Origin of the sequence: Granulicella pectinivorans (assembly GCF_900114625.1) — a bacterium.
GTDB classification, from domain to species: domain Bacteria; phylum Acidobacteriota; class Terriglobia; order Terriglobales; family Acidobacteriaceae; genus Edaphobacter; species Edaphobacter pectinivorans.
The window spans coordinates 4,356,883-4,373,002 of the sequence record NZ_FOZL01000001.1; the positions used below are offsets into that span (position 1 = coordinate 4,356,883).

A 16,120-nucleotide genomic window follows, 5' to 3' on the forward strand; every position below is an offset into this window, starting at 1 on the left:
ATCTGGGCGTCCAAGATACCGTGGTGGTGATTTTTGGGCGTTTCGCCTGAGTACCGTTGCGGTGCTCACTTGCACATCCTGGGCGCAGGCACTCGTGATGTTGTACGCGCGGTATCTTGAAGATAGGACGAACTTCGTCGTGTTTCGCCTATGTTTCTGGTATCGTCGCACTAAATCGTCTCCATTGTGCGCTCGGAGAGCGCCCCGCTTTTCCAAGGATATCCCCGACCATGCCAAAGCCGCTCCAGACCGACGATGACCAGCGACTCAACCGCCCGGCGTTCAAGGACTTCGGTGTCCTGAATGCAGGAAACCAGGGCAAAGGTTCGCTGCTTTTCTCCATCACGGTAAACATTCTTCTAGCTCTTGTGATCGTCATCATCGGCGCAGCGACCAAGAAGACCATCGAAACCAAGATGCGGGTGACGGAGTTGGTGGCCCCCGTGCCGATTCCGCCGGAACCGAAGCCGATTCCGCCCAAGATCATTCCACCGAAGTTTCCCAAGGTTCCTCCGCCGGTCGATCCGCCGAAGATTCATGTGGCGGAGGTTCCCCTTCCCGAGCCTCCGAAGGTTCCGATCATCAAGATGAACGAGCCGGTGCCGATCAACAAGCCGGCCCCGCCTAAGCTCGTAACTCCACCGGCTGCGCCTAAAGTGGTAAATCTGGCCCATCCTGAAGCGGCTTCGGTGGTGAACAACAGTCCGCGCCCCACAGCGGTCGCGCTTGGCAATCCGAATAACCCCATTGCCGTTTCGAACCGTCCGGCGACGGCGGCCGTCAACCTCGGCAACGCCGGTATGCCCGGCATGAACGCCAAGAATACGGGCGCGGGTCCTCGCTCGGCTGTGGTGAATCTGGGTAACGGTTCGGCCGGTAGCCAGAACACGGCAGGGAATGGGGTCCGTGCTGTGCAGGGCGTCCCGCTTGGCCGTCCTGGTGGAACGGGGGAACTGAACTCGACGGGCAGGAACGCTGCCGTGGCAGGCGTCAACCTGGGCAATCCGCCGCAGATTGCCTCTGCGAAGGTGCCGACTCTTGCCCAAGGGCCGGTACGCACCGGCCCGAAGGTTGTCTTCAAGCCGAGGCCGGATTATACGGCTGAGGCCCGGGCCCAGCATATCGAAGGGACCGTCACGGTCAGTCTTCGTGTATCGGCGACCGGCGCCGTTACCGTACTCGGCGTCACCAACGGTTTGGGGCACGGACTCGATGAGTCCGCACGCCGGGCCGTCGAAGCCACCCGCTTTCAACCTGCAACCGATTCCTCGGGCCATCCTGTCGATTGGGAAGGCCGAGTCAATGTCGTATTTCAGTTGGCTGGCTGAACATCTTCTGGCAGTTTCGCCACGTATACGTAACAATGGACATATTTAGGGTGGGACGCACCAACAACACCGGGAGCCGTAAACACATGAATCTACGCAAACAGTTCACCGCCGGTCTTCTTCTTACGGCATTCGCCGCAATGACTCTTCCGGCCATGGCCGATCCCATCTTCAAGAAGAAAAAGAAGGAAATGGAGAACCCTGGGCAGAAGCCCACGGCGAGCCAGAACATTCTGATCGACAAGGCGATCGTGCGCGAAAAGGCCATCGTCAAGTTGGTGAAGGAGCGCGCTCCCATCGTCGAGACCTACATTCAGAACATGCGGCCCGATCCGCTTCTGCTGCAGGCGCCGGAGTCCGATCAGCACTTCCTGGGCCGCGTCGAGTTCGGCAAGATCATCGGCGATGCGCCGTACGAGAAGTACACGGGCAACGCCGCACAGAAGACGGGCGGTAAGCTCGGCTTTTTCAAGCATTCCCTGGGTTACATGACCGGTCTTTCCGGTGCTCTGCGCCTTACGTTCCATGAGGCCGGTTTCGTACAGATGATCCTGATGGACTCGAACGACTTCGACCGTCAGCACTACACCTTTACCTATGTTCGTAACGATTTCCTAGGCACGATCCCAACGGCGGTATTCGATGTCACGCCGATCTCCGGCAAGAAGGCGGCAGGACGCTTCTTCGGCCGCATCTGGATCGAGACGCGCGAGGGGAACGTGGTTCGCTTCAATGGCGACTTTGCCGGAAGCGACGAGCAGAACAAGTTCTGGTATCACTTCGATAGCTGGCGCACCAATGCGCAGCCCGGTCTGTGGCTGCCGACCTCCTTCTACGTGGAAGAGAGCGATCCCAAGAGCCAGACGAACAGCCTGAAATTCAAGGCGATCAACCACATCTGGGGTTATTCGCTGAAGCTTCCGCCAGCCAGCGCCGAGAATGCGACCGAAGAGGTGGTCGGAGCGACCGATGTTTCGAACGACGCGCAGGATGTCAGCCCACTCGGCGCACAGCGCGCCTGGGTGCAGCAGGCGGAGGACAACGTGCTTGACCGCCTGTTCCAGGCCGGTCTGCTCGACGCGCCTTCCGACTTCGACAAGACGCTTGAAGCACTGGCGAACAACATCCTTGTTTACAACAACATCACCGTTTCGACCCCGATCCGCTGCCGCACGCTGCTGACCGAGCCGCTCGAAAGCCTGGCGGTTGGCAACACCATCATTATCTCGAAGTCCCTGCTCGATACCACCGCCGTCATCACAGCGGATGGTGCTCAGCAGACTGCCAACCTGAATGCGATCCTCGCATTCCAGATTGCGCACATTATCCTCGGCCACCGGCTCGATACGAAGTTTGCCTTCAACGACCGGTTGCTCTTCCCCACAACCTCGGTGTTCCAGCGCATTCCGATGCACCACACCCTGGCGGACAATACTGCTGCTGCGAAAAAGGCCATCGAGCTGCTGAACGCCAAGGAACTGGTTGACGGGCAGAAGTACTTCGGGCTCTACCTGGCGCAGTTGCAGGAGCGCGTCAAGAATCTGAAGAGCCTGAACGAGCCTGTGATCGGCGATGCCCTTGTCCGCTCGGACTCGGACGATACCTTCTGGATGCAGACTCTGCTGGCCAAGGGCGGCAAGCTGAACATGGCGGACAACAAGCAGGTGGCTGCGATGCCGCTGGCAAGCTTCCTCCGCTTCGATCCCTGGTCGGATAAGGTGATCGCCATGCACACGGCGATCGAGCCGATTCTGGGTGCCCCGGACAAGATGCCCTTCGAGGTCGCTCCGGTCTACCTGAAGCTCTCCTACTACAAGGCACCTGAGCCTCCTGCAGCACCGGCTGGGACGCCCGTTCCGCCGCCAGCCGATACGACCGCACCTGCTGGTGCAGCTCCGGCAACAGGGACCGCGACACCGCCCGCCCAGTAGCCTAGGGGGATGGCTAAAACTACGGGATGAGCTTCGGCTCATCCCGTTTTGTTTGCCTCGCGCTTCCCTGCCCTGCTGTCAGGGGCTCTTAGAGTGGGACTACACTCGTGCAGTTCCCAAGAGCAGTCCGCATGGCTCTATACGCTGTCGGCTCCGTAGACTTTGCTGGTTAGCTATGCCTCATCGAGAAACCGGTGTTCCGCCTTGGACACCGTTTGGCACCTCCGGCGACGGCGGGCCATCGAGATCTGGCTTAAACGCACAGAAGCCCCGGCAGCCGGGGCTTCTGTGTCGTACCGGTTATGGCTTCTTAGAAGTGGTAGGCGAGACCAAGCGCGGGGGTCGAAACGAACTCGTACCTGCCAGTCTTGAAGTTGTCCAGACCGAAGTTCGGAGCCTTCACGAGCATGCCGCGATATTCCACGCGCACGTCGAAGCTGGGGCTGAGTTCATAGGCCAGACCGGTGCCGAAGAGCGCGCCGATCGAGGTCGTCCGCTTGGTATCCAGCAGCGTCGTCCCGTAGTCCTTGATGGGCGAGAAAAAGATCGTACCCACGCCGACTTCAGCGAACGGATTGAAATTGCGGAAGTTCAAGCTGTACACGTACGCAGCCGTCACTTCCTGGTTGCGTGTGTGGACTCGCCCATTGGGCAGCGAGCTGATCACATACCTGGTTGAATCCTGCGAGAACTGGTAGTTGCCTTCCAGCGCGCTGTGCGGCGTAAGCATATACCGGTAGCTGGCCAGAATACCCGTGGTCACGGTCGTGTACATCTGCACGGCGTTTCCGTTCACATTCGGACCCCAGAGAGCGGTTCCGCTGATACTGACATCCTGCCGGCTCTCCTGGGCAAACGCGGCCGAGGCCGAAAGCAGGAGCGCACCCAACAACATCATCTTCTTCATTCGTTCAAAACCCCTCAAAGTCTCGCGCGGAATACGCTCGGACCGGCCGTCCGCGAAGGACCGACAGGAAAGCGCCACTCATTGGACGCACCATGCAACTAAACCGCTTGCATTGATTGTAACCTGCCGGGAGATTTTCCCCTTCGGCGAGGCAGAAAACTCACGAAAGGGGAGCGGACGATCCGCTCCCCTTCCTTCTTGCAGCCAAAACTAGGCCTTGACAACCGCTCCATCCTTCACGCGGACAGGGCTTAGGAACGGCATAGATTTGCGCAGCTCGGCGCCGACCGTCTCGATCGGGTGAGCGGCCTCTTCCTTGCGGATGCGGGCAAACTCGTGGCGGCCGGTCTCGTTCTCCTCGATGAACTTCTTCGCGAAGGTGCCATCCTGGATGTCGTTGAGGAGGCCCTTCATGGCCTTCTTGACGTCAGCCGTGACGATACGGGGTCCGGCTACATAGTCCCCCCACTCGGCGGTGTCCGAGATGGAGTGGCGCATGTACTCGAGGCCACCGCGGTACATGAGGTCGACGATGAGCTTGAGCTCGTGGAGTACCTCGAAGTAGGCGAGCTCAGGCTGGTAGCCAGCCTCGGTCAGGGTCTCGAAGCCAGCCTTGACGAGAGCGGCGGTTCCTCCGCAGAGGACAGCCTGCTCGCCGAAGAGGTCGGTCTCGGTCTCTTCGGTGAAGGTGGTCTCGAGCACCCCGGCGCGGGTGCAGCCGATGCCCTTGGCGTAGGAGAGAGCGAGGGCGAGCGCATTGCCGCTGGCATCCTGCTCGACCGCTACGAGGCCCGGGACGCCGCCGCCCTCGGTGAAGACCTCGCGCACGCGATGGCCGGGAGCCTTGGGAGCTACGAGCGAGACGTCGACGTTGGTCGGGGGCGTGATGGTGCGGAAGCGGATGTTGAAGCCGTGCGCGAACATCAGGGTCTTGCCGGGAGCGAGGTTCGGCTCGATGTCGGCATGGTAGACCTTCGCCGCAGTCTGGTCGGGCGTCAGGTTCATGATGACGTCGGCCCACTTGGTGGCTTCGGCGACGGTGGAGACCTCGAGGCCGGCGAGCTTCGCCTTCTCGATGGAGGGGCTGCCTTCGCGGAGACCTACGCGGACCTCAACGCCTGAATCCTTCAGGTTCAAAGCGTGGGCGTGGCCTTGCGAGCCATAGCCGATGATGGCGACCTTCTTCGCCTGGATGAGTGAGAGGTCTGCGTCTGCGTCGTGATAAGCCTTTGCCATGATCTTGTGTTCTCTTCTTTCGTTTGGTTGGTGAAAAATTCTAGGTGCGGTGGAGGCGCGATCAGCCCTCTTCGCCGTGGTCGTCCACTGCCTCGGTCACGTCGTACTCTTCTTCCTCGTGAACATCGGCAAACTCGTTGGGTAGAATCTCGTCGGGCTCAGGCTTCGTCCCGAAGTCGGGCACCGTCTGTTTGGGCGGAGCCGAGCCGAGGGCCTTGAGGACACGGCTGGTGTGGAAGCCGCGGCGCATGGCCATGCGACCGGTGCGCGACACTTCCAGTATCTCGTACTCGGACTCGCGCAGGACTTGAACGAGACCCTCAATCTTCGAGGCGGCTCCGGTCATTTCCAGCATGATGGACTCGGGGGCGAGATCGACGACGCGTGCGCGGAAGACATTGGCCAGCTCGAAGATCTGCGAGCGCGTCTTGGGGCCGGCGGCTACCTTGATGAGGCAGAGCTCACGGATGACGGCTTCGGAACGGCCTACTTCGTCGATGTCGACGGTGATCTCGAGCTTATAGAGCGAGGCGCGGATGCGGTGCGCGGCGGTGTCCGGGGCCTCGCAGACGATGGTCATGCGGGAGACGTCGGTGCGCTCGGACTCGCCTACGGTGAGGGAGACGATGTTGATGTTCAGGCGGCGGAAGAGCGAGGCTACGCGAGTGAGGACGCCGGGCTTGTCTTGAACCAGTGCTACGAATGTGTGGAGCATAGAACCTTTCTGAATTCTCTGGACGCAGTGTTCATTGTTCTCTGAAACGCCTTCGTTCAGAACTACTCGTCCTCGGCCGTCTCGAGGAGGGGATCAGCCTGCGGCCTGCGTACCATTTCATGCAGCGCAGCGCCCGGAGCGATCATGGGGTAAACTCCGTCTTCCTTCTCGACCTGGAAATTGATCAGGAACGGCTTGCCGGAGGTTCTTGCTTTTGTGACCGTCGGGGTTACATTCTTCCGCTCAGAGACGTGAGCACCGGCGATCCCGTGAGCACCGGCAAGCATGACGAAGTCAGGCGAGAGGATCGGCGACGCGGAGTAGTTCTTGTCATAGAAGGCCTCCTGCCACTGCCGGACCATGCCGAGGAAGCCGTTGTTGATGACGGCGATGTTGATCGCGAGGCCCTCCTGCATGATGGTCGACAGCTCACAGGCGGTCATCTGGAAGCCGCCATCCCCGGCGATGACCCAGACGTCCTTGTCTGGACATGCCGCCTTTGCGCCAATGGCCGCCGGAAGCGCGAAGCCCATGGTGCCGAGGCCTCCCGAGGTGACGAGCGAACGAGGAGCGTCGTGCTTGAAGTACTGCGCCTCCCACATCTGGTGTTGGCCGACATCGGTCACGATGATTGTTTCTTTTTCGCGACCGGCAGCAACCGCTTCACGCCAGATATCGTGGATGACGTGCGCGGCGTAGAGGTGACCGTTGTCGGGAAGATTGATGATGTCGCGGACGGCGGCGTCACCCTTCATGGCGTTAACGGCAGCGATCCAGCTTGCGTCGCGCTTTTGCGGGAGTTCCGGCAGGATGCCCGTGAGTACGGCCTTCAGGTCTCCGATGAGGGCTACATCGGCACGCACGTTCTTGTTGATCTCGGACGGATCGATCTCGACGTGTATCTTCTTCGCATGCGGCGCGTAGTGCGCGAGGTTGCCCGTGACGCGGTCGTCGAAACGCATGCCGAGCGCGATGAGGAGATCGGACTGCTGAATGGCCTGGTTGACCCAGGACTCGCCGTGCATGCCCATCATGCCGAGGGACAACGGATGCCAGGTGGGGAAAGCTCCGAGGCCGAGGAGGGTGGAAGCCACAGGGATTTGCTGGCGTTCGGCGAAGGCGAGCACCTCGGCTTCGGCTCCCGACTGCGTGATGCCATGGCCTGCGAGGATGACAGGTTTCTTTGCGGCTGCGATCAACTCGATGGCTTCGTGGATGGAGCCGGAGGTAGCGCGGAGCATGGGGTGGGGACGCGCAGCTTCAGGAGCGGCCGCTTCGAAGGAGTAAGGTGCGGTCCCCTGCTGCGCGTCCTTGGTGATGTCGACGAGTACGGGGCCGGGGCGCCCGCTGGTCGCGACCTGGAAGGCGAGGCGCACGGTGGGGGCAATGTCTTCGGCACGGGTCACGAGGAAGTTGTGCTTGGTGATCGGCAGGGTGATGCCGGTGATGTCGACCTCCTGGAAGGCGTCGGAGCCGAGGACCTTGGACGACACCTGGCCTGTGATGCAGACGATGGGAATCGAGTCCAGCATGGCGGTGGCGATGCCGGTGACTAGGTTGGTCGCGCCGGGCCCGGAGGTCGCCATGCAAACGCCAACGCGTCCAGAGGCGCGCGCGAAGCCGTCGGCCATGTGGGCCGCGCCCTGCTCGTGACGCACGAGGACATGGTGGATGGGGAACTTGCGGAGAGCGTCGTAGATGGGCAGGATAGCGCCGCCTGGGTAGCCGAATACAGTGGTGACACCCTCGCCTTCGAGGGTTGCCCAAAGTATCTCTGCGCCCGTCAACTGCGGATGGTTTTTATCAATTGTGTCTGCCATACGACCTCCTTGAATACGTTCCCTGCTTGGTTACACTTTGTCCGGTTGGTGGAGGCGCAGCATCATCGCCGCGCCTCTCGTTCCTATGTGGTGATTGCACCTTCGCTGGCGCTGCTGACGGAGTTCGCATACTTGGCGAAGACGCCGCGTTTGTAGCGGGGCTCCGGAGCCTTCCATGTGGAGAGGCGTTCGGCGATGACTTCGGGTGCAACTTCCAGACGAAGCTCGCGGTTGGGAATGTCGAAGGTGATCAAGTCGCCTTCGTGCACGGCGGCGATGGGGCCACCGAGGAAGGCTTCCGGAGCAACGTGTCCACACATGAGGCCGCGCGTGGCTCCTGAGAAGCGGCCGTCGGTGAGGAGCGCTACCGTCTCGGAGAGTTCGGGGATACCCTTGATCGCCGCGGTGACGGCGAGCATCTCGCGCATGCCGGGGCCTCCCTTGGGACCTTCATAGCGGATGACGAGCACGTCGTTCGGGTTGATCTTGCCGGCTTCAACGGCCGCGTGGCAGAGGTCTTCCGAATCGAAGACGCGTGCGATGCCCTGGTGGAAGATGCGCTCGTGTCCGGCGACCTTGATGACCGAGCCCTCGGGCGAGAGATTGCCCTTCATGATGACGAGGCCACCGGTAGGCTTCAGCGGGTTATCCCAGGTGCGGATGACGGGCTGGTTTGGGGTTTCGACGGCTTCGGCAGCCTCCTCGGCGAGGGTCTTGCCGGAGACCGTGATGCTGTCACCGGAGATGAGGCCTTTCTCCAGCAGACGCTTTGCGAGTAAGCGGCTGCCGCCTGCATCCTGATAATCCTTGGCGACGTACTTGCCGCCGGGAGAGAGGTCGCAGATGAAGGGCGTGTGCTCGGAGATGCGGTCGAAGTCGTTCATGTCGAGCGGGATGCCGAGTTCGCGGGCGATGGCGATGAGGTGCAGGACAGCGTTAGTGCTGCCACCGGAGGCGCAGACGGCGACGATGGCATTCTCGAGGGCCTGGCGCGTAAGGATCTTCGAGGGGCGCATGTCGTTCCTGCAGAGGTCGAGGATCATGCGGCCGGCCTCGCGGCTTGCCGAGGCTTTCTCCGCCGACATCGCGGGGACGCCTGTGAGGTTGAAGGGCGAGATGCCGAGGAACTCGCCGGCCATCGCCATGGTGTTGGCGGTGAACTGTCCACCGCATGCGCCAGGACCGGGACAGGCAGCGGCTTCGAGCGCCTCGAGTTGCTCGTCGTTGATCTTGCCGGCGGCGTGCGAGCCCATGCCTTCGAAGACGTTGAGGATGGTGATGTCCTTGTGGGTGCCATCCGGCTGCGCGAGGCGGCCTGGGGCGATGGATCCGCCGTAAAGCATGATGCCGGGGATGTCGAGGCGCGCCATGGCCATGATGGTGCCGGGCATGTTTTTGTCGCATCCAGCGATGCAGACGATGCCGTCGAAGAGATTGCCGCGCGCGACGAGTTCGATGGAGTCGGCGATGACCTCACGTGAGATCAGCGAGGCCTTCATGCCTTCGGTGCCCATCGTGATGCCATCCGAGATGGTGACGGTATTGAACTCCATCGGCGTTCCGCCGGCATCGCGGATGCCCTGCTTGACGGCTGCGGCAACATCCCGCAGATGGAAGTTGCAAGGGCCGATCTCGGTCCAGGTATTGGCTACGCCGATGATGGGCTTGTGCAGATCTTCCTTCGAGAAACCCACTCCGCGCAGGTAAGAGCGCGCTGCGGCCCGGCTGGGACCTTCCGTCAACGGAACTGAATACTTCTTCGGGTTCATGTCGTCCTTTTCTTATTTTGTGACTTTTTGTGTTGCTTATGCCGTGACGCGGGGCGCGGACCAGAAGGCGGCATCGTGTTTGCTTTCGAAGGCGTCGAGTTCGGCTTCGTGGCGGAGGGTGAGGCCGATGTCGTCGAGTCCGTTCAGCAGACAGTACTTACGGAAGGGATCGATTTCAAAGGTGCCGGAGAAGCCCTGGTCGTCGGTGACGGTTTGGGCCTCAAGGTTGATTGTGATCGTATGCTTAGGATTCGTCTGGCTGCGATGCGTCAAGAGGTTCACGTCCTCTTCCGAGAGACGGACGAGGATCATGCCGTTCTTGCCGGCGTTCGAAAAGAAGATATCGGCAAAGCTAGGGGCGATGACGGCAAGAAAGCCAAAATCCGTAAGGGCCCAGGCGGCATGTTCGCGTGAGCTGCCGCAGCCGAAGTTCTTGCCCGCAATCAGGATCTTGGCCCCCGCGTATTCCGGGGCGTTCAGCGCGAACGACGGGTCGGGCTTGCCGGTATCGGGACCTTCCTGAATGCGGCGCCAGTCGAAGAAGAGAAACTCGCCATAGCCTGTGCGCTCGATGCGCTTGAGGAACTGCTTTGGAATGATCTGGTCGGTATCGATGTTTGAGATATCGAGCGGCGCGGCGATGGAGGTGAGTGTGTTGATGGCGATCATTAGCGCGAACCTCCCTTGAACTCCCACTTGCGGACATCGGTAAAGTGACCGGCGATGGCGGCGGCGGCAGCCATGACCGGGCTGACGAGATGGGTGCGTCCACCGCGTCCCTGGCGGCCTTCGAAGTTGCGGTTCGAGGTGGAAGCGCAACGCTCGCCGGGTGCGAGGATATCTGGATTCATACCGAGACACATGCTGCATCCGGGCTCGCGCCAGTCGAAGCCAGCGGTCTTGAAAACGATGTCGAGACCTTCTTTTTCGGCCTGTGCCTTCACGGATTGTGAGCCGGGGACGACCATTGCGGAGACGGTCGTCGCAACGTGGTAGCCTTCAATCAGCTTGGCCGCCGCGCGTAGATCCTCGATGCGGGCATTGGTGCAGGAACCAATAAAGACGCGGTCGATGGCGATTTCTTCCATCGGCGTGCCTGGCTTGAGATCCATGTATTCCAGGGCGCGCTCGAAGCCTTTGCGATCGGCCTCGCTGGCATTCGGGTCGGCGAGAGGTACGGTCGAACCGATACCGGTGACCATGCCGGGAGAGGTGCCCCAGGTGACTGTCGGGGTCAGGGTAGCGGCGTCGATGACGAGTTCGCGGTCAAACGTTGCGCCTTCGTCCGTAGCAAGCGTGGACCAATGCGAGACGGCCTCAGACCACGCTTCGCCCCTGGGAGAGAAGCGGCGTCCTTCGAGGTAAGCATATGTCACCGAATCGGGAGCAATCATGCCGGCGCGAGCTCCTGCCTCGATGCTCATGTTGCAGATCGTCATGCGGCCTTCCATCGAAAGCGCACGGATGGCCGAGCCGGCATACTCGACGACATAGCCGGTCGCTCCTGCAGTGCCGATCTCGCCGATGATGTGCAGGACGATATCCTTGGCGGTGACGCCATAGGGTAGATCGCCGTCCACGGTGATGCGGAAGGTCTTCGGCTTATCCTGCGGCAGGGTCTGAGTGGCCATCACGTGCTCCACCTCGCTGGTGCCGATGCCGAAGGCCAGAGCGCCGAATGCGCCGTGCGTGCTGGTGTGCGAGTCGCCGCAGACGATGGTCATGCCGGGCTTGGTGAGACCGAGTTCAGGTCCGATGATGTGGACGATTCCCTGCTCACGCGATTGCACGTCGTAGAGCTCAACGCCAAATTCGGCGCAGTTGCGGCGCAAGGCGTCTATCTGGCGCGACGCGATCTGGTCGGCGATCACGAGACGATCCTGCACGCTTGAAGTCGGCACATTGTGATCGACCGTTGCGACCGTGCGGTCTGGGCGGCGGAGTTTGCGGCCAGCCATACGGAGGCCGTCGAAGGCCTGCGGGCTCGTTACCTCATGGACGAGGTGCAGGTCGATATAGAGCAGCGAGGGCTCTCCGGCGGGCGATGCCACCAGATGCTGATCCCATACCTTTTCAAACAACGTGCGCGGCTTCATCTCACTCATCGTTACTTCCCCTTCACTTCGGTACTGGTCACTCCGAGAGCATCCGGAGGGAGTTGATGCGGTGTCCCGTCGGGGTCGACCAGCACCGCTGTCGTAATGTTCTGCAGATGCTTCTGCCCGGGAACAGGTGCTGCGGTCCAACGGGCAATACTCTTCAAAAATGCAGGAGGAACGCGGTTTTTATCGTCCGACTTCGCGCTGAGGGTCTGGTCCGAAAAGATCCAGACGGTATAGGTTGCGGCTGGATCGTCTGGCGTCCTGTTCTCGGTCGTCCAGTCGATCGCGGCGAAGATGACCAGCGGATCCTTCGCGTTTAGATCAACCCAGAGTAGACCGCGATTCGAACAAAAATGAAAGACGCAGCCCGTCACTGTGATGTAGCGTTCGCTGTCTGCAATGACCTGACCGGGCACGGCGAGAAAGTCGAACGCGGTATCCGCGAGGCTCTTGCGTGGCCCCTGCTGCGGTCCCCAGAACGCCTGGGGAGCCGTCAGATAGGACTGCAGAAACGGCACAAACCTTGGATCCTGCAGCAACTCGTTTTCGCGGCCGTCTGCGGGCGGCGGCGAGTACTGCCACATCCACTCCACGTTGTCGCGATGCGCTTTCTTCTTCTGCTCCTTCGGGGCAAGCCCCGTGGAGCCGAGCAGTTGCGCGGAGGCAAAGCCGGGGAGCAAAGCGCAAGCAGCGACGAGTTGGAATAGGTAACGCATAGGATTACAGGCTCTTCTTCCTAAACACCGTGCATCGACTGTTGACGATCGAGCGCGTGGGCCAAAGCCTCATGCACCAGTTTGCCCATCTGCTCGGTCGTCACGACCTGCTGGTTGGAGCCGCGAGCGATATCCGCAGTGCGATGCCCTGCTTCGAGCACCTGCGCCACGGCTGCTTCGATGGCCGCCGCATCGGCTTCAAGACCGGCGGAGTGACGGAGCACCATCGCCGCGGTCAGGATGGCGCCCAGCGGATTCGCCTTGCCTGTTCCCGCGATGTCAGGGGCCGAGCCGTGTACGGGCTCATACAGATTGACCTTGCCGCCAATGGTCGCCGAAGGCAGCATGCCGAGGGAGCCGGTGATGACGCCGGACTCATCCGAGAGGATGTCTCCGAAGAGGTTTTCCGTCAGCACCACATCGAAGCTACGAGGCGTGTTCATGAGGTGCATGGCCATGGAGTCGACGAGCTGGTGCTCGAGCGTCACCTCGGGATAGTCCTTCGCGACCTCCGTGACCACGGCACGCCAAAGCTGGGATACTTCGAGGACGTTCGCCTTGTCGACGCTGGTCACCTTCTTCTTGCGCTTGGACGCGAGTTCGAACGCTACTTTTGCGACGCGGACAACCTCGTCCTTCGTATAGCGCATCGTGTTGATGGCTTCGTTCGTGTCGCGATTCCACCAACGGGGCGCGCCGAAGTACAGGCCGCCCAGAAGCTCACGTACGAAGAGAATGTCCGCCCCCTTGGTGACCTCGGGGCGAAGCGGCGAGTTCTCGGCAAGCGCAGGGTACGCGACCGAGGGACGCAGGTTGGCGAATCCACCGAGTGCCTGACGGATCTGTAGCAGGCCAGCCTCTGGCCGCTTGTCGGGCGAAAGCGCGTTGAACTTGTTGTCACCCACGGCGCCGAGTAAGACAGCGTCCGAATCGAGCGCGACATCCAACGTAGCCTGCGGCAACGGCGTGCCCTCGGCCGTGATCGCCACGCCACCAAGCAGAGCCGGGACGAAGGTAAACTCATGCCCACCGAACTCGGCGACCGCACGCAGAATACTCGTAGCCTCCCGCGTTACCTCAGGTCCAATTCCATCGCCGGCCAGAACAACGATCTTCAAACGCATTCAGAATCCCTCAATCAAAAAAGTTGCCAATCTGGTTACATGTCTAAAACGGGTGCGAGAACAGGAGACTCCGCTTTCAGCAATCCCAGCAGGTCCTGGTCGTAGATCGACTTCTTCCGGTCGGCCAACGCCGTAAACCGGCCATACACGGCATCCAGTTCTTCCCGGTCGAGTACATGCCCCAGGGCAGACAGCCTGTCCGCCAGTGCGCGTCGTCCGCTGTGCTTCCCCAACACCATGTTGGTTGCGGCAACTCCGACGGAGGCTGGCGTCATGATTTCGTAGGTGAGCGGGTTCGCCATCATGCCGTGCTGGTGAATGCCGGATTCATGCGCGAAGGCATTGGCACCAACGACGGCCTTGTTTGGCGAGCAACCGAAGCTGATTGTCTCCGCCAACATCTTGCTCGTCGGGTAGAGCTGCGTCATCACGATGTTGTTGGTGTAAGGCATGACATCGCGCCGCACCATCAATGCTGCGGCAATCTCCTCGAGCGCCGCATTGCCCGCGCGCTCGCCAATGCCGTTGATGGTGCATTCTACCTGCCGCGCGCCGCCTTCAATACCGGCCAGGGAGTTTGCGACCGCCATGCCGAGATCGTTGTGGCAATGCGTGGAGAGGATGATGTTTTCAATACCGGGCACCGTCGCCTTGATCCGTTGGAACAGACGCGTGTACTCAGCGGGCGTCGTATAGCCCACGGTGTCGGGAAGATTGATGGTCTTCGCACCGGCCTGGACGGCGACGGTGACGATCTGCGTCAGGAAATCTGGATCGGTACGGGTCGCATCCTCCGCGGAGAACTCGACATCGTCGCTGTACGTGCAAGCGAGACGGACGGACTCCGCCGCCTGCTCCAGCGCCTGGGCCCGGGTGATCTTCAGCTTGGCTTCCAGATGGAGATCGGACGACGCCAGAAACACATGGATACGATTCTTCGCTGCCGGCTCAATCGCATACGCCGCGGCCTCGATGTCCTCTCGTTTGCAGCGTGCGAGCGAGGTGATCCTCGGACCCTTCACATCACGGGCGATCGCCCGGATTGACTCCGAGTCGCCGGTCGACGCGATGGCGAATCCCGCTTCCAGGACGTCCACGCCAAGTGCCGCCAACTGGTGAGCAAGACGCAGCTTTTCGTCCGCATGCATGGTGCATCCGGGGGATTGTTCGCCATCCCGCAGCGTCGTGTCGAAGAATACGATTCCGTCAGTGTGCTTTACGTCGGTCTCTACCATAAGGACTGCCTCTCGAACTTCATTCATCATAATCCGGTCTTATGCGTGCGCAAATCAGTATCATGCATTCTAATGACAGCATCGGCCATCCTTAGAGGGCCGCGCACCGAACAGGAGATGCACCCCGTTGGACCTCTTCGTCTTAGAAACCTTCCTTGCCGTTGCTGAAGAGCGCAGCTTTTCTCGTGCCGCGGCCCGCCTGCATCGTACCCAACCGGCGGTATCGCAGGCTATCGCGAAACTCGAGTCGGAGTTGGGTGAGGTTCTTTTTGAGCGATCGTCGCGCGACGGCACCCTGACCGATGCCGGCGCCGTGCTGCGCGACTATGCGGCCAAGCTGCTGAATCTGCGTAGTGAGGCCGAATCCGCCCTGACCGAGCTGCGTGAACTGCATCGCGGCAAGCTCTCGCTCGCGGCCAACGAGTACACGTGCCTGTACCTTCTTCCCCTACTGGACGAGTACCGCCGCCAGAATCCGCGGATCAAGATCGCCGTGCGCCGCGAGCTCGCTAGCCGGATTCCGGACGACGTACTCTCGCACTCGGTGGAGATCGGTATCGTCAGCTTCCGCCCGGAAGATCCTCAGGTGAAGTCCGTCGTCGTCTATCGCGACGAGCTCCAGTTCGTTGTCGCTCCCGGGCATCCCCTGGCCAAACGCGAGCAGGTATCGATCCGCGAGCTTGGAACGCAGAACTTCATCGCCCATAACGTCGCCTCTCCCCAGCGGCTCAAGGTGGTGCAGGCCTTCAAACGGCACAAGACGCAGCTCCACATGGGTGTGGAACTGCCCACCATTGAGTCGATCAAGCGCTTCGTCGAGATGTCGAACGGCGTTGCGCTGGTCCCGGGACTGACCGTGCAGTCCGAGGTGGAGAATGGCTCGCTTATCCAGATTCCCATTCCCGAACTTCAGCTCGAACGGAAACTCCGACTCATCTACCGGCGCCAGGCGACGCTGTCGCACGCGGCACGGGCGTTTCTTGAGGTGGTGGAAGCCTACGCCGCCAAGAAGGGCGATCCCTTTTGTTTTCAATCGGAACGCGGGATTTAGCGAGAGTCCAAGCCTGGCGTCGAAGTCCCATCAAAGCTGCTTCGCGATAAGGGACGCTTTTTATCGCCTTCGCCGGAACCTTTTCAGCCAGCCATCGTCTGTACGCATTAGCACTTCGCTGGGGTATGCTTTCTCACCGAAGCTCCCGAAGGACCAAGGGCGTTCTCGCCCCGGGCTACTCTTCAC

The 16,120-nt window shown here is 61.0% G+C and carries 13 protein-coding genes; 3 read left to right on the forward strand and 10 right to left on the reverse strand.

Features of this window, described 5'->3' with window-relative positions; all coding sequences use genetic code 11:
• Positions 1-230: 230 nt before the first annotated feature.
• Both BM400_RS17565 and BM400_RS17570 read left to right on the forward strand, forming a co-directional pair.
• The gene (locus BM400_RS17565; protein ID WP_089841204.1) at positions 231-1,328 is read left to right on the forward strand and encodes an energy transducer TonB; all 1,098 of its coding nucleotides are present in this window, start codon (positions 231-233) and stop codon (positions 1,326-1,328) included.
• 86 nt (positions 1,329-1,414) lie between these two features.
• Positions 1,415-3,259, forward strand: coding sequence for a hypothetical protein (locus tag BM400_RS17570; RefSeq protein ID WP_089841206.1), 1,845 nt, complete (start codon positions 1,415-1,417; stop codon positions 3,257-3,259).
• A gap of 310 nt (positions 3,260-3,569) precedes the next feature.
• Here the strand turns inward: BM400_RS17570 and BM400_RS17575 are convergent, their stop codons facing one another.
• From BM400_RS17575 to BM400_RS17620, 10 genes are all read right to left on the reverse strand, one after another.
• Positions 3,570-4,166 (reverse strand): outer membrane beta-barrel protein, encoded by a 597-nt coding sequence (locus BM400_RS17575; RefSeq protein ID WP_089841208.1) that lies wholly within the window; start codon positions 4,164-4,166, stop codon positions 3,570-3,572.
• A 210-nt stretch (positions 4,167-4,376) separates the two neighbouring features.
• Positions 4,377-5,402, reverse strand: coding sequence for a ketol-acid reductoisomerase (gene ilvC / locus BM400_RS17580; RefSeq protein ID WP_089841210.1), 1,026 nt, complete (start codon positions 5,400-5,402; stop codon positions 4,377-4,379).
• A 61-nt stretch (positions 5,403-5,463) separates the two neighbouring features.
• Complete coding sequence (gene ilvN / locus BM400_RS17585; protein WP_089841212.1) at positions 5,464-6,117, reverse strand: acetolactate synthase small subunit; 654 nt, start codon at positions 6,115-6,117, stop codon at positions 5,464-5,466.
• A 62-nt stretch (positions 6,118-6,179) separates the two neighbouring features.
• On the reverse strand, positions 6,180-7,937 hold the full coding sequence (gene ilvB / locus BM400_RS17590; RefSeq protein ID WP_089841214.1) for a biosynthetic-type acetolactate synthase large subunit: 1,758 nt from the start codon (positions 7,935-7,937) through the stop codon (positions 6,180-6,182).
• An 83-nt stretch (positions 7,938-8,020) separates the two neighbouring features.
• Entirely contained in the window at positions 8,021-9,706 is a 1,686-nt protein-coding gene (gene ilvD, locus BM400_RS17595) for a dihydroxy-acid dehydratase (protein ID WP_089841216.1), read from the reverse strand.
• A 36-nt stretch (positions 9,707-9,742) separates the two neighbouring features.
• Entirely contained in the window at positions 9,743-10,375 is a 633-nt protein-coding gene (gene leuD / locus BM400_RS17600; RefSeq protein WP_089841218.1) for a 3-isopropylmalate dehydratase small subunit, read from the reverse strand.
• Positions 10,375-11,802, reverse strand: a complete 1,428-nt coding sequence (gene leuC / locus BM400_RS17605; RefSeq protein ID WP_089842107.1) for a 3-isopropylmalate dehydratase large subunit — start codon at positions 11,800-11,802, stop codon at positions 10,375-10,377. Before leuC ends, leuD begins: the two co-directional genes overlap by 1 nt.
• A gap of 11 nt (positions 11,803-11,813) precedes the next feature.
• Positions 11,814-12,524 (reverse strand): hypothetical protein, encoded by a 711-nt coding sequence (locus tag BM400_RS17610; RefSeq protein WP_089841222.1) that lies wholly within the window; start codon positions 12,522-12,524, stop codon positions 11,814-11,816.
• Between the two features lie 20 nt (positions 12,525-12,544).
• Positions 12,545-13,648: a 3-isopropylmalate dehydrogenase gene (leuB, locus tag BM400_RS17615; RefSeq protein WP_089841224.1), complete on the reverse strand. Its 1,104-nt coding sequence runs from the start codon at positions 13,646-13,648 to the stop codon at positions 12,545-12,547.
• A gap of 35 nt (positions 13,649-13,683) precedes the next feature.
• Positions 13,684-14,883, reverse strand: a complete 1,200-nt coding sequence (locus BM400_RS17620; protein WP_089841227.1) for a 2-isopropylmalate synthase — start codon at positions 14,881-14,883, stop codon at positions 13,684-13,686.
• 127 nt (positions 14,884-15,010) lie between these two features.
• On the opposite strand from BM400_RS17620, the gene BM400_RS17625 reads away from it, so the two are divergent.
• Positions 15,011-15,934 (forward strand): LysR family transcriptional regulator, encoded by a 924-nt coding sequence (locus tag BM400_RS17625; RefSeq protein WP_089841229.1) that lies wholly within the window; start codon positions 15,011-15,013, stop codon positions 15,932-15,934.
• The last annotated feature ends 186 nt before the right edge of the window (positions 15,935-16,120 follow it).